The 23,166-nt window shown below is 70.5% G+C and carries 22 protein-coding genes; 16 read left to right on the plus strand and 6 right to left on the minus strand.

The genetic code is table 11. The annotated features are described in order from the left end of the window. Nucleotides 1–117 precede the first annotated feature (117 nt). The 8 genes from IE136_RS30565 (at nt 118) to IE136_RS30600 (ending at nt 6,950) form a co-directional block, all read left to right on the plus strand. Nucleotides 118–762 (plus strand): HAD family hydrolase, encoded by a 645-nt coding sequence (locus tag IE136_RS30565; RefSeq protein ID WP_158988224.1) that lies wholly within the window; start codon nt 118–120, stop codon nt 760–762. 56 nt (nt 763–818) lie between these two features. Next, entirely contained in the window at nt 819–2,033 is a 1,215-nt protein-coding gene (locus IE136_RS30570; RefSeq protein WP_189601929.1) for an MFS transporter, read from the plus strand. Further along, nucleotides 2,002–3,180 (plus strand): acetoin utilization protein AcuC, encoded by a 1,179-nt coding sequence (locus tag IE136_RS30575; protein ID WP_158988222.1) that lies wholly within the window; start codon nt 2,002–2,004, stop codon nt 3,178–3,180. Before IE136_RS30570 ends, IE136_RS30575 begins: the two co-directional genes overlap by 32 nt. Nucleotides 3,181–3,281: 101 nt before the next feature. Beyond that, a complete protein-coding gene (locus IE136_RS30580; protein ID WP_189601930.1) occupies nt 3,282–4,097 on the plus strand; it encodes a phosphatase in 816 nt (271 codons plus the stop codon). A gap of 128 nt (nt 4,098–4,225) precedes the next feature. Beyond that, nucleotides 4,226–4,435, plus strand: coding sequence for a helix-turn-helix domain-containing protein (locus IE136_RS30585; RefSeq protein WP_158988220.1), 210 nt, complete (start codon nt 4,226–4,228; stop codon nt 4,433–4,435). Between the two features lie 130 nt (nt 4,436–4,565). Next, nucleotides 4,566–4,664, plus strand: a complete 99-nt coding sequence (locus IE136_RS30590; protein ID WP_003948845.1) for a 30S ribosomal protein bS22 — start codon at nt 4,566–4,568, stop codon at nt 4,662–4,664. Between the two features lie 190 nt (nt 4,665–4,854). Next, nucleotides 4,855–5,895 carry an NAD-dependent epimerase/dehydratase family protein gene (locus IE136_RS30595; protein WP_158988219.1) on the plus strand — a complete coding sequence of 347 codons (1,041 nt, stop codon included), beginning with the start codon at nt 4,855–4,857 and terminating at the stop codon, nt 5,893–5,895. A gap of 2 nt (nt 5,896–5,897) precedes the next feature. After that, nucleotides 5,898–6,950: a lysophospholipid acyltransferase family protein gene (locus tag IE136_RS30600; RefSeq protein WP_158988218.1), complete on the plus strand. Its 1,053-nt coding sequence runs from the start codon at nt 5,898–5,900 to the stop codon at nt 6,948–6,950. Between the two features lie 51 nt (nt 6,951–7,001). Here the strand turns inward: IE136_RS30600 and IE136_RS30605 are convergent, their stop codons facing one another. From IE136_RS30605 to IE136_RS30615, 3 genes are all read right to left on the minus strand, one after another. Continuing rightward, a complete protein-coding gene (locus IE136_RS30605) occupies nt 7,002–8,204 on the minus strand; it encodes a DUF5667 domain-containing protein (protein WP_158988217.1) in 1,203 nt (400 codons plus the stop codon). A gap of 300 nt (nt 8,205–8,504) precedes the next feature. Next, complete coding sequence (locus IE136_RS30610; RefSeq protein WP_158988216.1) at nt 8,505–9,296, minus strand: ECF subfamily RNA polymerase sigma factor, BldN family; 792 nt, start codon at nt 9,294–9,296, stop codon at nt 8,505–8,507. A gap of 507 nt (nt 9,297–9,803) precedes the next feature. Continuing rightward, the gene (locus tag IE136_RS30615) at nt 9,804–10,754 is read right to left on the minus strand and encodes an HAD family hydrolase (protein ID WP_189601931.1); all 951 of its coding nucleotides are present in this window, start codon (nt 10,752–10,754) and stop codon (nt 9,804–9,806) included. A gap of 144 nt (nt 10,755–10,898) precedes the next feature. On the opposite strand from IE136_RS30615, the gene IE136_RS30620 reads away from it, so the two are divergent. The 6 genes from IE136_RS30620 (at nt 10,899) to hemB (ending at nt 17,419) form a co-directional block, all read left to right on the plus strand. Next, a complete protein-coding gene (locus IE136_RS30620) occupies nt 10,899–11,195 on the plus strand; it encodes a glutaredoxin family protein (protein ID WP_158988214.1) in 297 nt (98 codons plus the stop codon). A gap of 272 nt (nt 11,196–11,467) precedes the next feature. Next, complete coding sequence (locus tag IE136_RS30625; protein ID WP_158988213.1) at nt 11,468–12,277, plus strand: redox-sensing transcriptional repressor Rex; 810 nt, start codon at nt 11,468–11,470, stop codon at nt 12,275–12,277. Then, complete coding sequence (locus IE136_RS30630) at nt 12,274–13,629, plus strand: glutamyl-tRNA reductase (protein WP_158988212.1); 1,356 nt, start codon at nt 12,274–12,276, stop codon at nt 13,627–13,629. Before IE136_RS30625 ends, IE136_RS30630 begins: the two co-directional genes overlap by 4 nt. After that, nucleotides 13,626–14,597 (plus strand): hydroxymethylbilane synthase, encoded by a 972-nt coding sequence (hemC, locus tag IE136_RS30635; protein ID WP_158988211.1) that lies wholly within the window; start codon nt 13,626–13,628, stop codon nt 14,595–14,597. The genes IE136_RS30630 and hemC overlap by 4 nt, the downstream gene beginning before the upstream one ends. Next, nucleotides 14,594–16,264, plus strand: coding sequence for a bifunctional uroporphyrinogen-III C-methyltransferase/uroporphyrinogen-III synthase (locus IE136_RS30640; protein ID WP_158988210.1), 1,671 nt, complete (start codon nt 14,594–14,596; stop codon nt 16,262–16,264). Before hemC ends, IE136_RS30640 begins: the two co-directional genes overlap by 4 nt. A 153-nt stretch (nt 16,265–16,417) precedes the next feature. After that, on the plus strand, nt 16,418–17,419 hold the full coding sequence (hemB, locus tag IE136_RS30645) for a porphobilinogen synthase (protein WP_158988209.1): 1,002 nt from the start codon (nt 16,418–16,420) through the stop codon (nt 17,417–17,419). Here the strand turns inward: hemB and IE136_RS30650 are convergent. Both IE136_RS30650 and IE136_RS30655 read right to left on the minus strand, forming a co-directional pair. Beyond that, nucleotides 17,403–17,939, minus strand: coding sequence for a hypothetical protein (locus IE136_RS30650; RefSeq protein ID WP_189601932.1), 537 nt, complete (start codon nt 17,937–17,939; stop codon nt 17,403–17,405). The genes hemB and IE136_RS30650 overlap by 17 nt on opposite strands. A 41-nt stretch (nt 17,940–17,980) precedes the next feature. Continuing rightward, nucleotides 17,981–18,883 (minus strand): NAD(P)-dependent oxidoreductase, encoded by a 903-nt coding sequence (locus IE136_RS30655; protein WP_158988207.1) that lies wholly within the window; start codon nt 18,881–18,883, stop codon nt 17,981–17,983. A 172-nt stretch (nt 18,884–19,055) separates the two neighbouring features. Between IE136_RS30655 and IE136_RS30660 the strand changes: the two genes are divergently transcribed. Beyond that, the gene (locus IE136_RS30660) at nt 19,056–19,325 is read left to right on the plus strand and encodes a DUF1876 domain-containing protein (RefSeq protein WP_158994400.1); all 270 of its coding nucleotides are present in this window, start codon (nt 19,056–19,058) and stop codon (nt 19,323–19,325) included. 81 nt (nt 19,326–19,406) lie between these two features. On the opposite strand, the gene argS is transcribed toward IE136_RS30660, so the two are convergent. Further along, nucleotides 19,407–21,176 carry an arginine--tRNA ligase gene (gene argS / locus IE136_RS30665; protein ID WP_189601933.1) on the minus strand — a complete coding sequence of 590 codons (1,770 nt, stop codon included), beginning with the start codon at nt 21,174–21,176 and terminating at the stop codon, nt 19,407–19,409. A gap of 195 nt (nt 21,177–21,371) precedes the next feature. Between argS and lysS the strand changes: the two genes are divergently transcribed. Beyond that, nucleotides 21,372–23,096, plus strand: coding sequence for a lysine--tRNA ligase (gene lysS, locus IE136_RS30670; protein WP_189601934.1), 1,725 nt, complete (start codon nt 21,372–21,374; stop codon nt 23,094–23,096). The last annotated feature ends 70 nt before the right edge of the window (nt 23,097–23,166 follow it).

The raw sequence follows: 23,166 nt of genomic DNA on the forward strand, positions 1-23,166 counted from the left end.
AGCGCCGATGGTACTGCAGGGGGGACCCTGTGGGAGAGTAGGACGCCGCCGAACAATCATTGTGGGAAAGCCCCGCACCTTATGGTGCGGGGCTTTTCTGCGTTTAGGGTGATGTGTATGCGCTATGAACTGGTCGTCTTCGACAATGACGGCGTGCTCGTCGACAGCGAGCCGATCTCCAACACGATCCTCGCCGGCTATCTGACCGAGCTCGGCCACCCCACCTCCTACGAGGACTCGCTGCGCGACTACATGGGGGCCGCGCTCCACCGCGTACACGACCTGATCGGGGAGCGCACCGGGCAGCGGCTGCCCCTGGACTTCGACGAGACGCTGCACGCGCGCGTGTTCGCCGCCTTCGCGCGGGAGCTGGAGGCGGTCGCCGGGATCGCCGACGTACTGAAGCAGCTCGTCGAGGACAAGATTCCCTACTGTGTGGCGTCCTCCGGGAGCCACGAGCGGATTCGGGTCGGGCACCGTACGACCGGGCTCGACGCCTGGTTCCGCGACGAGAACATCTTCAGCGCCGAGGACGTGGGCCGGGGGAAGCCGGCGCCGGATCTCTTTCTGCACGCCGCCGCCCGGATGGGAGTCGCCCCCGAGCGGTGTGTGGTGGTCGAGGACAGCCGGCTCGGTGTCCAGGCCGCCATCGCCGCCGGGATGGACGTGTACGGGTTCACGGCGATGACGCCGAGGGAGAGGCTTGCGGGGGCCAGGGGCTACTTCGACGACATGGGCGAGCTGCTCCTGCTCCTTCGATGAATTGGTTCGGTGATCCACCTACCCATGGGTAGACCCGGGACCTACGCTGTGCCGCCATGACGGATGCGCGGTTGCGGCGTGGGCGGGGATCCCTGGCGATCAGCTTCTTCGTGCAAGGAGTGACGTTCGCGCTCCTTGTGACCCGAATACCGGCCATCCAGGACCGGTACGGGATCTCCGACGGACTGCTGCCGGTGTTCCTCGCCGCCGTGCCGATTCTGGCCGGTGTGGCCAGTGTGGCCACCGAGAGGGCGGTGGCCAGGGTGGGGCCGGGGGTTGTGCTGAGGTGGTCGCAGCCGCTCGTCCTCCTGGCGCTGCTCGGGGTCGGGGCCGGAAGCAGGATGTGGCAGGCCGCGCTCGCTCTGGGCGTGTTCGGGCTCGCGGTCGGCGCGCTGGACGCCTCCATGAACATGCTGGGGGTGAGCCTGCAGCGGGCGTACGGGCGGAGCATCATGCTCGGTTTCCACGCCGCGTACAGCCTGGGCGGGATCGCGGGGGCCTCGCTGGCCTGGATGGGGGCGCACTGGGATCTGCCGCTGTTCGTCTCGTATCTGCCGGTGGTGGCCGTCCTGTTGCCCGTCGCGCTCGTCGGCAGCCGCTGGTACGCGGCCGGGGAGCCGGGGCCCTTGGTGGAGGGGGACAGGGCGGGTGGCGGTGGGGTCGGCTTCAAGCTGCTGCTGCCGCTCTGTCTGGTCATGACCTTCGCGTACATCGGGGACTCGACGGTGTCGAACTGGTCCGCGAAGTATCTGCAGGACGTGCTCGGCAGCTCGGAGGAGCTGGCGACCGTGCCGTACAACGCGTACATGGTCACCACGCTGCTCGGTCGGTCCGTCGGGGACTTCGGGGTGCGGCGGCTGGGTGCCGCCATGGTCGTGCGAGGCGGGGCCGTGCTCGCGGCGCTCGGGTTCGCGACGGTGGCGCTGGCGCCGGGGGTGTGGGTGGGGATGGCGGGGTTCACGGTGCTCGGTCTCGGGCTGAGCGTGATCGTGCCGCAGACCTTCGCCGCTGCGGCGAGGCAGGCTTTCGAACGTCACGGTCCGGGAGCGAGCGACGCGGCCGTCGCCCGGCTGAACGTCTTCAACTACGTGGGGTTCCTGATCGGGTCTCCTCTCGTCGGGGCGCTGGGGGACGCGTGGAGCTATCGGGGGGCGATGCTGGTGCCGATGGTGTTGGTACTGGTGACGGTGGCGTACGCCACGTCGTTCGGTTCTCAACGAGCCCGATACGGTGGCGGGCATGAGCGGCCGCGCACTGTTGATGTGGGATGAAGCTGTCACGGGGTACGACTTCGGGTCGGAGCATCCGATGGATCCGGTGCGGCTCGCGCTGACCATGGGGTTGGTGCGGGCGTACGGGCTCGACCGCGCCGTGGACGTGGTGGCGGCGAAGCCGGCCGGGGATTCGACGCTCCGGCTCGTGCACCGCGAGGACTACGTGGCGGCGGTCCGGGCGGCCTCCGTACGGCCCAGGGCGGCCGATCAGGCGTACGGGCTGGGAACCGTGGACGATCCGGCCTTCGCGGGGATGCACGAGGTGTCCGCGCTGATCGCCGGGCAGTCGGTGGGGGCCGCTGAGGCGGTGTGGCGCGGGGAGGCCGCGCACGCCGTGAACTTCGCCGGCGGGCTGCACCACGCGATGCCGGGGAGCGCGTCCGGTTTCTGCATCTACAACGACGCGTCGCTGGCGATCGCCCGTCTTCTCGAGCTGGGCGCGGAGCGGGTCGCGTACGTGGATGTGGACGTGCACCACGGCGACGGGGTGCAGGCGGCGTTCTGGGAGGACCCGCGGGTTCTGACGATCTCGCTGCACGAGCATCCTCGGACGCTGTTCCCGCAGACGGGATGGCCGGAGGAGACCGGCGCCGCGGGGGCCGGTGAGGGTTCGGCGGTGAACGTGGCGCTGCCGGCCGGCACCGGGGACGCGGGGTGGCTGCGGGCGTTCCACGCGGTGGTGCCGGAGCTGATCGCGGACTTCCGCCCGCAGGTGCTGGTGACGCAGCACGGGGCGGACACGCACTTCGAGGATCCGCTGGCGCACCTGGCGGTGTCGCTGGACGCGCAGCGGGCGGTGCAGACGGCGTGCCACGAGCTCGCGCACGCGCACGTGGACGGCGGGAAGTGGGTCGCGCTCGGCGGTGGGGGGTACGCGGTGGTCGATGTCGTACCGCGGTCCTGGACGCATCTGGTGGGGATCGCGGCGCATGCCGAGATCGCGCCGGAGTCGGTGATCCCGTCGTCGTGGCGGGACGAGGTGTTCGCGCGGACGCGGCAGTTGGGGCCGGCGCGGATGACGGACGGGCGGTGGCCGGTCGGCTGGCGCGACTGGGAGGAGGGCTACGACCCGGCGGACCGGTTGGACCAGGCGGTGCTGGCGACGCGGAGGGCGGTGTTCCCGCTGCGGGGCCTGCTGGCGTGACGAGCGGCCCGAAGCACGGGTTCCGCTTCCGGTTACGCCAAGGGTGGCGCCTGCGACGGTTTCTGACGTGGAGTCGGGTCCGCTCGGGCAGCATCGAGAGGGTGCTGAGTACGAGGGCGTTGCGGGCGCATTTGTTGGCGGCGGGGTTGGCGGGGACGGTGGCGACCTCGCGGGAGGAGAGTCTGCGCAGTTACCGGCTCTTCGCCGCGCGGGACCCGCGGGTGATGCTGGGCCTCGATCCACAAGGGCACTGGGGCGAGGGCGACTTACTGCGCCTCATGGCCGAGAGGTGTGGGGTGTCCGGGGACCCGTCGTACCGTTCGGGGCCGGACGTCATCGATCCCGAGCGGACGTTGAGCGGGCTGGAGGCGTTCGCCGCGCGGTTGGGCGAGGTGGCGAGGAGGCGGGCTCCGGTGCTGTTCGGGACGGGGCATCCGCATCGTTTGCTGGGGTTCTACGCAGCGCTCGCAGACGCTTTGTCGGCGGTGGGATGTCTTGTCCTCACCCCGGCGCAGGGGAGATGTGTCGACATAACGACCCGGTTCGGTCTACGCACGCACATCCTCGACTACGTACGCGGTGTGGCGTTGGTGCGAGAACGGGGTCTGCCGGGAACGGGGCGCGAGACGGGGGCGCACAGCCACTCGCCGCTGCCGGTTAGGACCGTCCTGGAGGGCGCGGTGGAGGGTGGCTGGCCGCTGCCGGAACTCGTGGTCGGGGACCACGGTTGGGTCTGCGGGGCAGGTCAGCTGGGTATCGAGGCCATCGGCCTGGCCGATACGGATGACCCCGCGCTGTTCGTCGGGGAGGCCGAGGGGCAGGTGTCGGTCGCCGTTCCGCTTGATGACGCCGTCCGGTCGGACTACTACCGCCCGCTCACTCGCTATGTACTCAATCGAGCGAGTCTGTCACGGTAAACGGCCGATGGTTGCTCCTCTTCCCCACTCGTACCTCCCGCCCCTAGTCTGAAGCGTGAGCGCACAGCGACGCAGGGTCACCGGAGGGGAAGCCGGTGGGCGTCGTGTGCGGAAGGTACAGGTGGGTCATGGCTGCTGGCGATCGACCTCTGAACGAGGTCAAGTTTCTGACCGTGGCGGAAGTCGCCTCGGTGATGCGCGTGTCGAAGATGACTGTGTACCGGTTGGTGCACAGCGGTCATCTGCCGGCGATCCGGGTGGGCAGGTCCTTCCGGGTCCCGGAACAGGCGGTTCACGAGTACCTCAGGGAGTCCTTCGTGGGGGTGGAGACCGCGTAGCGGGCGCGCGGAGGAGGCGCACGCACCCCTCGGATTACAAGCGCGGTGCTCCGGGCGGTAGGCTTAGCCCTCGTAGGTCGTGTGGGCCCAGACGCCCCGCACCAGTGAAGAGAAGTGAGCGAGGGTAGTCGTGGGCTCTGTTATCAAGAAGCGGCGCAAGCGGATGGCCAAGAAGAAGCACCGCAAGCTGCTCAAGCGCACCCGCGTTCAGCGTCGCAACAAGAAGTAAGCGACGGCTGTAACGACGGCTGTTTGTGCGTCGGGCGTGGCCCTCCACCGTTTCGGTGGGGGGCCACGTCTTTTTGGTTTTCTTCTCCACGGCGGTCGTCGCAGCGCGACACCGAGGCGCTACGGTGGCGCACAGGCCCCGATGAGAATCGGGGACCAGACCGACGGAAACCCGACGGAAGGCGCGGATCTTGGGCAAGGTCGTGCTCGTCACCGGTGCGGCCCGGCATCTCGGAGGCCGTTTCGTACGGCGGGTCCAGCGGGACCCCGAGGTCGACCGGGTGGTCGCCGTGGACGCCGTGGCGCCGACGCACGACCTCGGCGGAGCCGAATTCGTCCGGGCGGACATCCGTCAGCCGGCCATCGCCAAGGTGCTCGCCGAACACGACGTGGACACGGTCGTCCACATGGACGTCACCGGTACGGCGCTCGGCGCCGGCGGCCGTACGTCGATCAAGGAAACCAACGTCATCGGCACCATGCAGCTCCTCGGGGCCTGCCAGAAGTCGCCGCGGATCCAGCGTCTCGTCGTCAAGTCCAGTACGAGCGTCTACGGCTCCGCGCCCCGCGACCCGGCCGTCTTCACCGAGACGACGCCGCCCAAGTCGCTGCCGAGCGGTGGATTCGCGAAGGACGCCGTCGAGGTCGAGGGGTACGTACGGGGCTTCGCGCGCCGGCGCCCGGACGTGGCCGTGTGCGTGCTGCGGTTCGCGAACATCCTCGGGCCGCGCGTGGACTCCCCGCTCGCGGAGTATCTGTCGCTGCCGGTCATGCCGACCGTCTTCGGGTACGACCCGAGGCTGCAGTTCGTCCACGAGGACGATGTGCTTGACGTGCTCGACCTGGCCTCGCGAGAGCCGCGGCGGGCGACGCTCAACAGCGGCACGTTCAATGTGGCCGGCGACGGCGTGCTGCTGCTGTCGCAGTGCGCGCGGCGGCTCGGACGGCCGACGGTGCCGGTGCTGCTGCCCGCGGTCACCTGGGTGGGATCGGCACTGCGGACGGTCGGCGTCACCGACTTCTCACCCGAGCAGATCCGGCTCCTCACGCATGGCCGGGTCGTCTCCACCGTCCAGATGCGCGAGACGCTGGGGTTCGCGCCTCGGTACAGCACGGCAGAGACCTTCGCGGACTTCGCCCGCAGCCGCGGCCCCGGACTGCTTCCGCCGGAGACGCTCGCGGGGGCCGTGGACCGGGTCGCGGCCCGGCTGGATCAGAAGGAGCCCACGTAACGATGGCGGACGCCAAGGTGATTCCGTTCGACGACGACCGTTCACGGGCTCGGCGGCGACCCGCCAGGCCGGGCCGGGACGCAGCCGTACGCGCCCTGCCGGGGCAGCACGGGCCCGAGGAGACCTCCAAGGGCCCGGAGCCCGTCGCGGAGCCCGCTCCGGGGCCGCAGGGCGTCGAGGCGGAGCCCGACGCGGCGGGCCGGCGCCAGGTCGGCGCCGGGTGGGAGCGGCGGCTCGCGGGCGGACTCGCCTTTCTGCGGCGGCGGGTGACGGGCGAGTACGACGTCGACGAGTTCGGTTACGACGAGGAGCTCACCGACCAGGTCCTGATGTCGTTGGTGCGGCCGCTGTACGAGAAGTACTTCCGGGTGGAAGTGAAGGGGATCGAGAACGTCCCCGCCGAGGGCGGAGCCCTGGTGGTCGCCAACCACTCCGGGACGCTGCCGCTGGACGGGGTGATGATGCAGGTCGCCGTCCACGACAACCACCCGGCCGGCCGTCATCTACGGCTGCTCGCCGCCGATCTGGTCTTCATGCTGCCGGTGGTGAACGAACTGGCCCGTAAGGCCGGGCACACGCTGGCCTGCGCGGAGGACGCCGAGCGGCTGCTGCGGGCGGGCGAGGTCGTGGGCGTGATGCCGGAGGGGTTCAAGGGGATCGGGAAGCCGTTCAGCGAGCGCTACAAGCTCCAGCGCTTCGGCCGGGGCGGGTTCGTCTCGACGGCGCTGCGGGCCGGGGTGCCGATCGTGCCGTGTTCGATCGTGGGCGCGGAGGAGATCTATCCGATGCTCGGCAACGCGAAGACACTGGCGCGGTTGCTGGGCTTCCCGTACTTCCCGCTCACGCCGACGTTCCCGTGGCTGGGGCCGCTGGGTGTGGTGCCGCTGCCGACGAAGTGGACGATCCAGTTCGGGGAGCCGATCGCGACGGACGGCTATTCGCCGGAGGCGGCGGAGGACCCGATGCTGATGTTCAACCTGACGGATCAGGTGCGGGAGCAGATCCAGCACACGCTTTACAAGCTGCTGGTGCAGCGGCGGTCCGTGTTCTTCTGACGGTACGACGGTGGGGTGCCCTCTCCTGGGAGAGGGCACCCCACCGTCGTCTCAGCGGGCGTCCTCGCTGTCGATGCCCAGGCCCGGGAGCAGACCCGGCAGCAGCGGGGGCAGGGTGACGTCCGGCGTCTGCGGGGCCGGCCGGCTGCTCGAGGGCGTCGGGGCGGTGCCCGTCGGCGGGGTGTCCAGCAGTCCGCCGGTGTTCCCGCCCAGCAGGCCGTCCTCCGGGGAGCCCGTGCCCGGACCGGAGCCCGAGGGCGCGGGTCGGGTGGAGCCTTCGCCGCCCGTGGTGGGGGCCGCGGGGGAGGACGGTGGGTGCTGGGTGTGCGTGCTCGGGGTGTCCTGCGGGGAGCCGGGGCCGCCGGTGCCGACCGCTCCCTTCTCCGGAGTGCGCGGGAGCATCCCTTGGAGCGGCTCGACCTCTTCGTCTATGGCGACGAAGACGTCGTTCACTTCGTTGCCCACGTCCGTGAGCTGGACGGGCAGGCGGTCGCGCAGGCCTTTCCAGGTCTCGCGGTGAGTCTGGGCGAAGGAGTTCAGGCGGGCCATCGGGGCGATGGCGCCGTCCTTCACGTACGCCTGGCGCAGCAGCCGGTGGCCCTCGGAGGCGTCGTGTCTCATGCCGCCGAGGACGCGGCGGATCTCGCCGAGCGACTCGTGGTCGAGGTCGCCGGCGCGGCCCCGCTCCATGAGCCGGCGGGCCTCGCTGAGCCGGGTCGATGCCTGGTCCAGATAGATCCCGCCCCGGTCGGCGTCGTCGTCCGCCATCCCGAGCTTGATGTCTTCCATGCCGCGCTTCAGCCCGTAAAGGGAGTCACCGGGCAGGGCGTCGGAACTGGCGGCGGCCACACCGCCGAACGCCCCCGCGGCCACACCGACCGTGAGGCCGCCCGCGGCGATGCCCTTCGACCAGCGGGAGCGGGGCCGCAATTTCCTGAGCGGGGAGGCCCGGTGGGTCCCCCGCCCGCTCGATGTCCGTTGCCCGGGCACCGTAGGGCCCGCGGCCGTGCTCCCCTCCGCGAGCATCGCTTCCATGGCGGCGACGAGCTGGGCCCGTTGCACCACCTTGACCTCGGGGTCCATTTCCGGCCTCGGCAGCTCGCCGAGACCGTTCGCCAGGGCCAACAGTCGCCCTCGTTCGGCCGGTTCGGCCGACACCTCGGGCGGCTCGGCCGCCGCGCCCTCGGACGCCCGATCCTCCAGGGCCTGGGCGAAGGCGTTCGCCCGCCGGTGCGCCGATACGTTCGCGATCACTGGCGGCACCTCCTCTCGTCATGACGGTCGACTCCCCGGGGTGTCCGGAAGGTTGCACACCTTGAACACATCCACACGAAAGAGTGAGTGGCTGTGGGCATGGCGTGACCGCAGGGAGCCTGCATTCCGCACAACGAGCGGCGCGGCACTTGGGTTACGCGCGAAAGATGATCGGACCAGTGCGTCATCGGAGCGTCACCGACTGTGAGGTGGACGGGGGGTCGGGGAACGTGGGGGGTGATGCGGCGGTGGGGCGCGACGCGGTGGGTGGTGGGGGCGCGTGTGGGGGGCGCGAAGCGGTCAGCGGGCGTCGTCAGGGAGGAGGCGGGCGAGGGTGCGCACGGCTCGGTACTGGAGGGTCTTGATCGCACCCTCGTTCTTGCCCATGACCCGGGCGGTCTCGGCGACCGAGAGGCCCTGCAGGAAGCGAAGGGTCACGCACTCCTGCTGCTGGGGGTTGAGCCGGCGGACGGCGTCGAGGAGGGCCGCGTTCGAGAGGGACTCCAGGACGGAGTCCTCGGGGCTGCGCTCGACCTCGTTGGCGTCCAGCATCTCGCCCGTGGTCACTTCCAGCCGGAAGCGGCTGGACTTGAAGTGGTCGGCGACCAGGTTGCGGGCGATGGTGACCAGCCAGGCGCCGAAGTCGCGGCCCTGCCAGGTGAAGGTGGAGATCCGGCGCAGGGCGCGCAGGAACGTCTCGCTGGTCAAATCCTCTGCCGTCGCCTTCCCGCCGACGCGGTAGTAGATGTAGCGGTAGACGGTGTCGCTGTACTGGTCGTACAGGCGGCCGAAGGCCTCGGCCTCACCGGCCTGGGCGCGCTCGACGAGGTCCATCATGCGCGCGCTGTCGCTGTCGGCGGTGGGGCGGCGGGCGGCGGTCGAGGTTCCGGTGCCGCCGCGGCTGCCCCTTCTGCCGACAGCGGCACCGCTCTCGGCAAGGGCATAGCAGGGACCGGCGGGTGCCGGTGCGGCGAGGGCAAAGGCGGGGACAGGGACGGCGTACGCGGTGGGGACGAAGCCGCGCAAGTGGTCGAGGACCGTTGCGCGCAGCGTAGCCAGGCCCGAGGCGTCAACCCCGACGTGTGGGTACACGGGACTCCCAGAGGCAGAGCTTCCATCACGTGCAGTGCGGGACCTTTCACTCGTCGTGGCGACGTGCGGGGTCCCTTGTGCGTCTGAGGAGAATAACGCTTCGTACAGGCGGCGCTACACCCAGTTGCTCAAATCATCGATTCCGTCGTATCCGTTACTGCTTGATGACGGATCGAGGCGCACTTTGGGACCTGTTGTTGATCGGATTACTTCCGAGTGTGACCACGTGCACGCTCTGTTGTGGTCGAGTGCAGGACGGCGGAATGATCTGGGCCGTTGCCGGGTAGGGAGCCGCGAATGCCCTCGAGTCGACCTGTGCGGTGCTGTTCGACCACGCACGGGTGAGGCGCGGCGGTCCGGGGTTGTCGCAGATGATCGCAGCCGGAACGTATCGCCAGGTCGGGGACGCTCCGCTCGTACGAGAAGTCGTACGAGAAGTCGTACGAGAAGCTCGTACGGAGCCGCAGGAGAGGTCGGGCCGGAAGCCCGGTGCCGTGCCGGGTCGGGTCAGCGGCGGCGGCGGTGGAGGGCGACCGCGGCGGCCGTGCCGCCGGCCAGCGCGCCGACGCCCGCGGCGGCGGGGATGCCGACCTTGGCCGCCTTGCGGCCCGTCCGGTAGTCGCGCAGGCGCCACTCGCGCGCCCTGGCGTGCTTGCGGAGCTTGGCGTCGGGGTTGATGGCGTACGGGTGTCCCACCAGCGAGAGCATCGGGATGTCGTTGTGGGAGTCGCTGTAGGCCGCGCAGCGGTTCAGGTCCAGCCCCTCGGCGGCGGCCAGGGCCCGTACGGCCTCGGCCTTGGCGGGACCGTGCAGCGGCTCGCCGACCAGCTTTCCCGTGTAGACGCCGTCGACGGACTCCGCGACCGTGCCGAGCGCGCCGGTCAGGCCGAGGCGGCGGGCGATGATGGTCGCCGTCTCGACGGGCGCGGCCGTGACGAGCCAGACCTTCTGGCCGGCGTCGAGGTGGGCCTGGGCGAGGGCGCGGGTACCGGGCCAGATCCGGTCCGCCATGTACTCGTCGTAGATCTCCTCGCCGATCGACATCAGCTCGGAGACGCGGTGCCCCTTGACGATGGACAGGGCGCTCTCGCGGGCGTCCTGCATGTGTTCGGGGTCCTCGACGCCGGCCAGGCGGAACCAGGCCTGCTGCCAGGCGAACCTGACGAGTTCCCGCCGCTGGAAGAACTTCCGTTTGTACAGGCCGCGGCCGAAGTGGAAGATCGCGGCGCCCTGCATCACGGTGTTGTCGAGGTCGAAGAAGGCCGCGGCGTGGACATCGCCGACGACCGGGAACTCCGGCTCGGCGGGACCCGGCCTCTCGGCGGCCGCGGCCGCTTCCCGCTCCTGTTCGAGCTGCTGCGAGGTCTTCCGGGCCGCCTCGGCGGCGGCCTCGCCTGCCAGGACGCTGCGCGCGGTGGCGGAGCGCCTACGGGGGGTGAGCCATCCCAGTGCGGCCATGCCGTGAGCATAGCCATTCTGTTCGGTGCTTCCCGACGCCGAGGGATGCGGGCGGGTGAACACTCCGGGACCCTCCTGTTAATCGGATGGTGGGGGAGCAAGCTGGATATAAGGGGTGCACCCGCGCTCCGGGCGCGGCGCAGAATGGACGGCATGTTGGGACGGATGAAGAAGAAGATCACCCCCGCCGCTCCCGTGGCGGCATCGCGGACCGTGACGCTGATCGGGAAGCCGGGCTGTCACCTCTGCGACGACGCGCGGGCCGTGATCGAGGCGGTCTGCGCCGAGACGGGGGCGAGCTGGGAGGAGAAGGACATCACCCAGGACGAGGCGCTCCACCGGGAGTACTGGGAGCAGATTCCCGTGGTCCTGATCGATGGTGAACAGCACACCTTCTGGCGTGTGGACGCCGGGCGGCTCCGGCGCGAACTGGGTGCCTGACCGGAAGGCGGTTACCATCGTGGACGTTTTGTTGGCTTCCGGGGGCGGGGTCGTGAGGAGAGTGTGCGGTTTTGCCCCCTTCGGGTTCTCAACGGGCTGACGCGCTCCACGGTTCCGTCATGACGCGATCGGGGCGCGTGACCCCGGTCACTTTGGCCGGACAAAACGGACACCATCTTTGTGCACGCGTTCACAAAGACATAGCCTGCATTCGACGGGGCGGTCCTGGGACATATGGCCGCCTTCAGCCCCGCTCATCCCGCAGGAGCACCGTGGCAACTGGCCGAACTCACCGACCGGCGACCCGCAGCCGAGGAATTCCCGAGGCCACCGTCGCCCGCCTTCCGCTGTATCTGCGTGCGCTCACCGCACTGTCGGAGCGCTCCGTACCCACGGTCTCCTCCGAGGAGCTCGCAGCCGCCGCGGGGGTCAACTCCGCGAAGCTGCGCAAGGACTTCAGCTACCTCGGCTCGTACGGCACGCGCGGCGTGGGCTACGACGTCGAGTACCTGGTCTACCAGATCTCCCGCGAACTCGGCCTGACCCAGGACTGGCCCGTCGTGATCGTCGGTATCGGTAACCTCGGCGCCGCGCTCGCCGGCTACGGCGGCTTCGCCTCCCGAGGCTTCCGCGTCGCCGCGCTGATCGACGCCGACCCCGCCATGACCGGCAGGCCGGTCGCCGGGATCCCCGTCCAGCACAGCGACGACCTCGAGAAGATCATCAGCGAGGACGGCGTCTCCATCGGTGTCATCGCGACCCCGGCCGGCGTCGCCCAGCAGGTCTGCGACCGGCTCGTGGCCGCCGGTGTCACCTCCATTCTGAACTTCGCCCCGACCGTGCTCTCCGTGCCCGACGGCGTGGACGTGCGCAAGGTCGACCTCTCCATCGAGCTGCAGATCCTCGCCTTCCACGAGCAGCGCAAGGCCGGCGAGGAGGCCGAGGCGGAGGCCGAGGCCGCAGCCGGAGCCGGAGTCGTGGCGGCGTCCGCGCCGGGTGCCGGCGCGGCGGTCACGCCCGGCCGTAAGGGCACCGACCGCAAGGGACCCGACGGGGACGTCCCCGCCGTGATGCCGGCATGAGCCTCCTCGTCGTCGGACTCAGCCACCGCAGCGCCCCGGTCAGCGTCCTGGAGCGGGCCTCGCTCGCCCCGGACACCCGGGCCAAGCTGCTGCAGGACACCCTCGCCGCCGAACCGGCCGTCGAGGGCGCCGTCCTGGCCACCTGCAACCGCATCGAGCTCTACGCCGACGTGGACAAGTTCCACGCCGGTGTCGCCGAGCTGTCCACGCTGCTCGCCCAGCACAGCGGCGTCGGACTCGAAGAGCTGACCCCTTATCTCTACGTGCACTACGAGGACCGGGCCGTCCACCACCTCTTCTCGGTGGCCTGCGGGCTCGACTCCATGGTCGTCGGAGAGGGTCAGATCCTCGGCCAGATCAAGGACGCCCTCGCGATCGGCCAGGAGCTGCACACCGCGGGCCGGCTCCTCAACGACCTGTTCCAGCAGGCGCTGCGGGTCGGCAAGCGTGCCCACAGCGAGACCGGGATCGACCGGGCCGGGCAGTCGCTCGTCACCTTCGGCCTGGAGCGGCTCGCCGAGGGTGCGGACGTGAACGCCTGGGCCGCGGGCAAGCGCGCCCTCGTCATCGGCGCGGGCTCCATGTCCTCGCTGGCCGCCGCCACCCTCGCGCGCGCCGGCGTCGCGGAGATCGTGATCGCCAACCGTACGACGGCCCGCGCCGAGCGACTCGTACAGATCCTCACCGAGCCCGGCGGCACGGGCGTGGCAGCACGCGCGGTCGAGATGGCCGCTGTCGGCGACGAACTGACACGTGCCGACGTCGTCGTCTCCTGCACCGGAGCCACCGGACTCGTCCTGACCGGCGAGGCCGTCGAGAAGGCGATGACGGACCGCACGGCCCCGCTCGCCCTGCTCGACCTCGCCATGCCCCGCGACATCGACGCCGCTGCGCACCGCATGCCGGGAGTCCGGCTCGTCGACATCGAGTCGCTGGCCGAGGCCTCGGCCGACGCCCCGATGGCCGCCGACGTCGACCAGGTGCGCGCCATCGTCTCCGACGAGGTGGCCGCCTTCGGTGCCGCCCAGCGCGCCGCGCACATCACCCCGACCGTGGTCGCGCTCAGGACCATGGCGGCCGATGTCGTGGCGGGCGAGGTCGCCCGTCTGGAAGGGCGACTGCCCGACCTCGACGAGAGGCAGCGCGCCGAGATCACCCAGACCGTGCGCCGGGTGGTCGACAAGCTCCTGCACGCGCCGACCGTGCGGGTGAAGCAGCTGGCCAGCGAGCCCGGCGGCGCCGGGTACGCCGACGCGCTGCGGACACTCTTCGACCTCGACCCGGAGACGGTCGCCTCCGTCTCCCGGGCCGACCTGAATGACGCCGACGTCAAGAACCGAGGGCGAGTATGACCGAGAGGGCACTGAGGCTCGGGACCAGGCGCAGCAAGCTCGCCATGGCCCAGTCCGGGCATGTGGCCGATGCCGTCCGGCGGCTGACCGGCCGGTCCGTCGAGCTCGTGGAGATCACGACGTACGGGGACGTCTCCCGTGAGCACCTCGCGCAGATCGGCGGTACGGGGGTGTTCGTCGCCGCCCTGCGTGACGCGCTCCTGGCCGGTGAGGTGGACTTCGCCGTCCACTCGCTGAAGGACCTGCCGACCGCCCAGCACCCCGAACTGGTGCTGGCGGCGATCCCCGAGCGGGAGGACCCGCGCGACGTGCTCGTCGCCCGCGACGGGCTGACCCTCGACCGGCTGCCGGACGGCGCCCGGGTCGGAACCGGTTCGCCGCGCAGGATGGCCCAGCTGAACGCGTACGCGCGCAGCCACGGCCTGACCATCGAGACCGTGCCGATCCGGGGGAACATCGACACCCGTGTCGGATACGTGCACAAGGGCGAGCTGGACGCGGTGGTTCTCGCCGCGGCCGGTCTCAACCGCATCGGCAGGAGCGACGAGGTGACCGACTTCCTGTCGGTCGACTCCGTCCTGCCGGCCCCCGGCCAGGGGGCCCTGGCGATCGAGTGCGCGGCGGCCGACGCCGACCTCGTCGCCGCGCTCGGCGAGCTCGACGATCCGCACACCCGGGCCGCCGTGACCGCCGAGCGATCCCTGCTCGCCGCCCTGGAGGCCGGCTGCTCCGCACCCGTGGGTGCGCTGGCCGACCTGCTGGCCGAGGATTCCGGCCGCGGGGAGATTGTCACTGAAATGCGCCTGCGTGGCGTCGTCGGTACCACCGACGGCTCGACGCTGGTGCAGCTGTCCACCACCGGTCCCGTACCCGTGTCGTACGACCAGGCGATGGCACTCGGACGCGAACTCGCGGACGAGATGCTCGCCAAGGGTGCGGCCGGTCTTATGGGGGAGCGAGCACATTGAGCCCCACCAGCCCCACCATCAGCCCCGCGTCCTCGGCCTTCTCCGGCCACGGGAACGTCACCTTCCTCGGCGCCGGACCAGGCGACCCGGGACTTCTGACCCTGCGGGCCGTCGAGGCCCTCGCCGGAGCGGACGTCCTGATCGCCGAACCGGAGGTGCTCGAGGTCGTCCGCTGCCATGCGCGAGCAGGCGTGAGCACGCCTGAGCTGACGATTGTTGACGAGGCGTCAACAACCGCCGGTGTCCCCGTGTTGAGGGATGCGACCAATCTTGTCATGGAGGCTGCGCGGGGCGGCAAGCGGGTCGTCCGGGCGGTGACCGGCGACCCCGGCCTCGACGGAAACGCGGGGGCCGAGATGCTCGCCTGCGCCGCCGAGGGCATCCCCTTCGAGGTCGTGCCCGGCGTCGCCACCGCCGTCGGCGTACCCGCCTACGCCGGTGTCCCGCTGCGCGACGCGCAGGGCACCGACGTGCGGTTCGTGGACGCCCGTACCGCCGACGACCGGTGCTGGACCGAGGTCGGCGCCTCGGACGGGACCGTCGTCGTGTCCACCACGCTGGACTCGGTGGCGGCCGCGGCCGGAGAGCTGGTGGCCGCAGGCCGTAAGCCGGACACCCCGCTCACCGTGACCATCGGCGGTACGACGACGAGGCAGCGGACCTGGACCGCGACGCTCGGCACGATCGCGCAGGTCTTCAAGCAGGGGAAGATCCTTCCCTCGCCCGAGGGCCACCGGCCCGTCATAGCCGTGGTCGGCGAGCGCAGCGCTCCGGCGCAGCGGGACCAGCTGGCGTGGTTCGAGTCGAAGCCGCTCTTCGGGTGGCGGGTCCTCGTGCCACGCACCAAGGAGCAGGCCGCGTCGCTCTCCGACCAGTTGCGCAGCTACGGCGCCGTGCCGCACGAGGTTCCGACGATCGCCGTCGAGCCGCCGCGCACGCCGCAGCAGATGGAACGTGCGGTCAAGGGTCTGGTGACCGGCCGCTACGAGTGGATCGCCTTCACGTCGGTCAACGCGGTGAAGGCGGTGCGGGAGAAGTTCGAGGAGTACGGGCTCGACGCCCGGGCCTTCGCCGGGATCAAGGTCGCGGCGGTCGGTGAGCAGACCGCGGCGGCGCTGGTCGACTTCGGTGTGAAGCCGGACCTCGTGCCGAGCGGTGAGCAGTCGGCGGCGGGGCTCCTGGAGGACTGGCCGCCGTACGACCCGGTCTTCGACCCGATCGACCGTGTCTTCCTGCCGCGGGCGGACATCGCGACGGAGACGCTGGTCGCGGGGCTGATCGAACTCGGCTGGGAGGTCGACGACGTCACCGCCTACCGGACGGTGCGGGCGTCGCCGCCGCCGGCGGACACGCGTGAGGCGATCAAGGGCGGCGGTTTCGACGCCGTGCTGTTCACGTCGTCCTCGACGGTGCGCAACCTGGTGGGGATCGCCGGGAAGCCGCACAACGTGACGGTCATCGCCTGTATCGGGCCGGCGACCGCGAAGACGGCGGAGGAGCACGGGCTGCGGGTGGACGTGCTGTCGCCGGAGCCGTCCGTGCACAAGCTCGCGGAGGCGCTGGCGGACTTCGGGCTGCGGCGGCGGGCGGCGGCGCTGGAGGCGGGGGATCCGGTGACGCGGCCGAGCGAGCGGAGGCCGGGGGCGCGGCGGCGTCGGACGACGTAGTTCTCTGTGGGGCATAGGGTGCGGGACCTTGTCGGGGTCCCGCACCTCTTGCGTTCGGGGGCGGCCCCCACCCCCTCGGGCCGTGTGGGTAGGGGCGGGGGACCGGCATGGTGTCGGTAAAGGGGGTGGGGGAGGCGGCGTAGCCTCGGGCGTATGAACTCGTACGGATCCTTTCCCGGGGCGCGACCGAGGCGGCTGCGGACGACGCCTGCCATGCGGCGGATGGTGGCCGAGACGCGGCTGAATCCGGCCGATCTGATCCTTCCCGCGTTCGTGCGGGAGGGGATCGGCGAGCCCGTGCCGATCGCCGCGATGCCCGGCGTGGTGCAGCACACGCGCGACACGCTGCGGAAGGCCGCCGTGGAGGCGCTGGAGGCCGGGGTCTCCGGGATCATGCTCTTCGGTGTGCCGCAGGACGAGAAGAAGGACGCGGCGGGTACGGCGGGCACGGATCCGGACGGGATCCTGCAGGTCGCGATCAGGGACGTGAAGGCCGAGGTCGGGGACGAGCTCGTGATCATGTCCGATCTCTGTCTCGACGAGTACACGGATCACGGGCACTGCGGAGTGCTGGACGCGAGCGGGCGGGTCGACAACGACGCCACGCTGGAACGTTACGCCGAGATGGCCCAGGTCCAGGCGGACGCCGGCGTCCATGTCGTGGGGCCGTCCGGGATGATGGACGGTCAGGTCGGGGTGGTCCGCGACGCGCTGGACACCATCGGCAAGGAGGACGTGTCGATCCTGGCGTACACGGCGAAGTACTCCTCCGCCTTCTACGGCCCCTTCCGTGAGGCCGTCGGTTCGTCGCTGACCGGGGACCGCAAGACCTACCAGCAGGACCCGGCGAATCTGAGGGAGTCCCTGCGCGAGCTGGCCCTGGACCTCGAAGAGGGCGCGGACATGGTCATGGTGAAGCCCGCGGGGCCGTACCTGGACGTGCTCGCGAAGGTGGCCGAGGCCGTGGACGTGCCCGTGGCGGCGTACCAGATCAGCGGTGAGTACGCGATGGTCGAGGCGGCGGCCGAGAAGGGCTGGATCGACCGTGACAAGGCGATCCTCGAGACGCTGACCGGCATCCGGCGCGCGGGCGCGCAGATGATCCTGACGTACTGGGCCACCGAGGTCGCCCAGAAGCTCAGCCGCGGGGTCTGACGACTCCTCGGTGGGGACGGAACCGCGGGGCGGTTCCGTCCCCGTCGTCGGCGTGGGCCGTGAGGACGTGGACGAAGGTGCCGTCCTCGCTGCGGTGGAAGTGCTGCGCGACGGCGCCGGGGACCGCGTCGGAGGCCGTACTGAGGGTTCGTACAGGTGCGTCCCGCAGAGCGACCGAGCGTTCGTGCCGGTAGCGGCCGGGCGGGCCGACGGTGATCAGGGCTCTGACGGAGTCGGCGATGGCCCGTCGGTTCACCGGGTCGGCGGCGAAGGCGTGGTGGGCGGCGGCATTCGTCCACTGGGCGACATTGAGGATCGTGCGGCCGTCGGAGCCCGCCAGGCAGTGGCGGGAGAGGAAGGCCTCGGGCAGCCGGGCCTTCGCCCATGTGTCGATGATCCCGTCCATCACGGCCAGCCGGTGCTCGGCGTCGTGGGTGTGCCACTCCGAGATGAGGACGAGGCCGGCGTCCGGGCGGCCGAACTCGGGGAACGCGAGGGACTCCACTAAAACGTTAGTCATGACTAACAGTTTGCGGGGGTGGAGCCGAGCGTGCAAGTGAATTAACGGACGGTGAGCATCTCGGCGAGGCGGGAGAGGCCGTCCGCCGCGTGGCCGGCCTCGACCGAGCGGTCCAGCAGGGCCTGGAAGGGCTCGAAGAGCTCGACGCTGACGCCCTGCTCCTTGAACGTGGTCAGGAAGTTGGGGAACGCGGCCTGGTTCACGGCAAGGCTGGAGACGTCCGTCAGGTGCTGCCCGGAGTCCAGGTCGCGCGCGATCTCCGGGACGAGGCCGAGCATGGCCGTGATCCAGGGGACCAGCAGCTCGGCGTACTCCTCCGCCTTGATGTTCTCGGTACGGACGAGCGCCAGCGCCTGGACGACGCCGATGAACATCCCGTACATGCCGGTCAGCAGGCCCAGGTCGTTCAGGGCCGCGAGCCCCGGGTCGGTGCCGGTCCACTTGGTGCCGCCGAGGGCCGCGAGCGTCGGGCGGTGCGTCTCGTACGCCTGCTCGTCACCGCTGTAGAAGACGTACGCCGCCGGGCCCCCGATCATCTGGGGGACCGCCATGATGCCGCCGTCGAGGTAGCGGGCGCCGAGCTTCTCCGCCCGGGCGGCGAGGGCGCGGGCCTGTGCGGGGGTGCCGTTGGTCAGGTTGACCAGCGTCCGGCCCGCCAGCTGCTCCTCGGAGAGGCCGGCGATCAGTTCGTTCACGTTGTCGTTCGTCAGCAGGCACAGGACGACGAGCGGGCTCGCCGCCACCGCCTCCGCCGCCGTCGCGGCGGGCAGCGCTCCCTGCGCCACCAGCGGGCCGGTCTTCGACGCGGACCGGTTCCAGACGGTGACCGGGTGGCCGGTGTTCAGGAACGCCGCCGCCAGGGCGCCGCCCATCATGCCGAGGCCGAGGACCGAGACGGGGGAGGAGGAGGGGGACGGGGCAGGCGCGTGGGGCGTTTCGGGCATGAGGGTGCTCCAGGCTTGGAATCGGGGGTTCGAGCCGTACTGCGGCTCGAGTTCGATCCTTCTCCTGGGCGGGTCGCCCCACAAGTACCGACTTTTTGGTCAGCTACTCACCGATTGGTAAGGAAGGGCGGGGCGGCGCACCCTGGAAGTACCTCAGGAGGTGGTCCCCGTGATGCACACACTCGTCGGATGGCACGTCGAGATGGAATTCCAGGAGGACGGCGACCGTACGAAGGCCGCCGCCATGGTGAGGCTCGGTGACGGCACCGAGTTCCGCGCCCGCGGCAACGCGCAGCGGCACCCGTCCGACCCGGAGCAGTTGCGGGTCGGCGAGGAGATCGCCGGCGCACGCGCGCTCATGGATCTCGCCTCGCAACTGCTCCAGAAGGCACACACCGAGATCGACGAGGCGTCGGGCCGGACGTCCCACCCGATCCGCTGACTTCCCCGGTGCCGGACATCAGAGAAGGCCCCGGCGGCCGTGGAGACCGGTGCCGGGGCCTTCGTACGCCGCGCGTAGGCGTCAGAGACGCTCGGGGGTACGGATGCCGAGCAGGGCCATGCCCTGGTGGAGCGTCCGGGCCGTCAGGTCACAGAGGAGCAGACGGTTCTCCGCGACCTCCTTGGCGGGGGCCGGCTTGATGACCGGGCACTGGTCGTAGAACGTCGTGTAGAGCGACGCGAGCTGGTACAGGTACGCGGTCAGCTTGTGCGGAGCGTACTCGGCGGCAGCCTCGTGCACGGTCTCGCCGAACTGGTCCAGGTGGAGGCCGAGCGCGCGCTCGGCCGGGGCCAGTTCCAGCTCGGGGTGCGCGACCGGGGTGCGGTCGCCCGCCTTGCCGAAGATCGACTTGATCCGCGCGTACGCGTACTGGAGGTACACCGACGTGTCGCCGTTCAGCGACACCATCTGGTCCAGGTCGAACTTGTAGTCGCGCGCGGCGGACGTCGACAGGTCGGCGTACTTGACCGCGCCGATGCCGACGTACTGGCCGTTCTCGACGATCTCGGTCTCGGTCAGGCCCACCTTCTCGGCCTTCTCGCCCACGACCGCCGTCGCCCGGTCCACGGCCTCGTCCAGCAGGTCGACCAGCCTGACCGTCTCGCCCTCGCGGGTCTTGAACGGCTTGCCGTCCTTGCCGAGCACCGTGCCGAAGGCCAGCTGGACGGCCTTGACCTCGTCGTTCAGCCAGCCGGCCCGGCGGGCGGTCTCGAAGACCATCTTGAAGTGCAGGGACTGGCGGGCGTCGACCACGTACAGCAGGGTCGTCGCCTTGAGGTTCCGCACGCGGTCGCGGATCGCCGACAGGTCGCTGGCCGCGTAGCCGAAGCCGCCGTCGGACTTCTGGACGATCAGCGGGGTCGGGTTGCCGTCCGGGCCCTTGATGTCGTCGAAGAAGACGCACAGCGCGCCGTTCGAGCGGACCGCGACACCCGACTCCTCGAGGATGCGGCAGGTCTCCACCAGCATGTCGTTGTAGCCGGACTCGCCGACCACGTCCGCGTCTTCGATGTCCATGTCGAGCTTGTCGAAGACCGAGTAGAAGTAGATCTTCGACTCGTCGACGAACCGCTGCCACAGGGCGCGGGTCTGCTCGTCACCGGCCTGGAGGTCGACGACACGCGCGCGTGCGCGGGTCTTGAACTCCTCGTCGGAGTCGAACAGCGCCCGCGAGGCCTTGTACAGCCGGTTCAGGTTGGACATGGCCTCCTCGCCGGAGACCTCGTCGTCCGACTTGTGGTCCAGCTCGTGCGGGTGCTCCATCAGGTACTGGATGAGCATGCCGAACTGAGTGCCCCAGTCGCCGATGTGATGGCGGCGGACCACCTTCTCGCCGGTGAACTCCAGGATCTGGACCATCGCGGCGCCGATCACGGCGGACCGCAGGTGGCCGACGTGCATCTCCTTGGCCACGTTCGGCTGCGCGTAGTCGATCACCGTCGTGCCGGCGTTCTCCGCGTACGGCACGCCGAGGCGGGCGTCGGCGGCGCGGGCGGCCAGGGTCCTGACGATCGCCTCGTCGGTGACCGTGATGTTCAGGAAGCCGGGGCCCGAGACCTCGATCTCCCGCAGCACGTCGTTCGCCGGGATGCCCTCGACGACCTTCGTCGCCAGCTCACGGGGGTTTCCCTTGAGCCGCTTGGCGAGCGCCAGGATGCCGTTGGCCTGGAAGTCGGCCCGGTCGCTTCGTCGCAGCAGCGGGTCGGCGGAACCGGCCTCCGGCAGGGCTGCCGAGAGACCTTCCGCGAGGCGCTGCTGCACGGTCGAAGCGAGGGAAGGGACCGAGGCCATGAGCTTCCGTTCCTGTCGGGGTGGGCTGGGGCTATTTCGCTTGTGCAAGTGTCCCATGGGGGAGCAACGTGTTTTCCCCGGCTGTGGACGACCTCGGAGCTGTGGACAACCCCGGAGCGGGTCGTTCCGTCTGGGACAATGGCTGACGTACAGCTGTAAGGCTTGAGGGAATCCAGGAAGAAGGACGTACCGACCGTGGCTCAGAGCAGCACCGAGACCGACTGGGTCTCCCGTTTCGCGGACGAGGTCATCGCCGAGTCGGAGCGACGTGCGCCTGGCAAACCGGTCGTCGTCGCCTCCGGACTCTCCCCCTCCGGCCCCATTCACCTGGGCAACCTCCGTGAGGTCATGACCCCGCACCTGGTCGCCGACGAGATCCGGCGCCGTGGGTACGAAGTCCGGCACCTGATCTCCTGGGACGACTACGACCGGTACCGCAAGGTGCCCAATGGGGTCGAGGGCGTCGACGCGTCCTGGGCCGAGCACATCGGCAAGCCGCTGACCTCCGTCCCGGCCCCGGCCGGCTCGCCGCACCCGAACTGGGCCGAGCACTTCAAGGCCGCCATGGTCGAGTCGCTCGCCGAGCTGGGCGTCGAGTACGACCCGATCAGCCAGACCGAGCAGTACACCTCGGGCGTCTACCGCGAGCAGATCCTGCACGCGATGAAGCACCGCGGCGACATCGACGCGATCCTCGACCAGTACCGGACCAAGAAGGCCCCGGCGAAGAAGTCGCAGAAGCCCGTCGACGAGGCGGAGCTGGAGGCCGAGGAGGGCTCGGGCGCGGCGAGCGAGGACGACGGCTCCGGCGGCGCCGGCGGGTACTTCCCGTACAAGCCGTACTGCGGGCAGTGCGACAAGGACCTGACCACCGTCACCTCGTACGACGACGAGACGACCGAGCTGGCGTACACCTGCACGGCCTGCGGCTTCGCGGAGACCGTCAAGCTCAGCGAGTTCAACCGCGGCAAGCTGGTCTGGAAGGTCGACTGGCCCATGCGCTGGGCCTACGAAGGCGTGATCTTCGAGCCGTCGGGTGTGGACCACTCGTCGCCCGGTTCGTCCTTCGTCGTCGGCGGGCAGATCGTCCGGCAGATCTTCGACGGCGTGCAGCCCATCGGCCCCATGTACGCCTTCGTCGGCATCAGCGGCATGGCCAAGATGTCCTCCTCGCGCGGCGGCGTGCCGACCCCGGCCGACGCCCTGAAGATCATGGAGGCGCCCCTGCTGCGTTGGCTGTACGCGCGCCGCAGGCCCAACCAGTCCTTCAAGATCGCCTTCGACCAGGAGATCCAGCGGCTCTACGACGAGTGGGACAAGCTGGAGGCCAAGGTCCAGGACGGGACCGCCCTCCCCGCGGACGCGGCGGCGTACGCCCGTGCGGCGCGCACCGCCGCCGGCGAGCTGCCCCGCACCCCGCGCCCGCTCCCGTACCGGACGCTGGCCTCGGTCATGGACATCACCGCCGGCCACGACGAGCAGACCCTGCGGATCCTGACCGAGCTCGACCCGGAGAACCCCGTCACGTCCCTGGACGAGGTCCGGCCGCGCCTGGACCGCGCCGAGAACTGGATCACCACCCAGGTCCCGGCCGACCAGCGCACCATCGTCCGCGACGAGCCGGACACCGAGCTCCTCGGCTCCCTGGACGAGCAGGGCCGCGAGTCGCTGCGCCTCCTCCTGGAGGGCCTGGACACGCACTGGTCCCTGGACGGCCTGACCACGCTCGTCTACGGCGTCCCGAAGGTCATGGCCGGTCTCGACCCCGAGGCCAAGCCGACGCCCGAGCTGAAGGTCGCCCAGCGCGCGTTCTTCGCCCTGCTCTACAAGCTGCTCGTCAGCCGCGAGACCGGCCCGCGTCTGCCGACGCTGCTGCTCGCGGTCGGCGCAGGGCGGGTGCGCAAGCTGCTCGGCGCGTAGCCGTACGAGAGATGCGAGGAAGGCCGCCGCCCGGTTCGGGCGGCGGCCTTCTGCATCCTTCGGAGGAGGC

The sequence above is a fragment of the Streptomyces lateritius genome (assembly GCF_014649715.1).
Classification (GTDB): Bacteria; Actinomycetota; Actinomycetes; order Streptomycetales; family Streptomycetaceae; genus Streptomyces; species Streptomyces lateritius.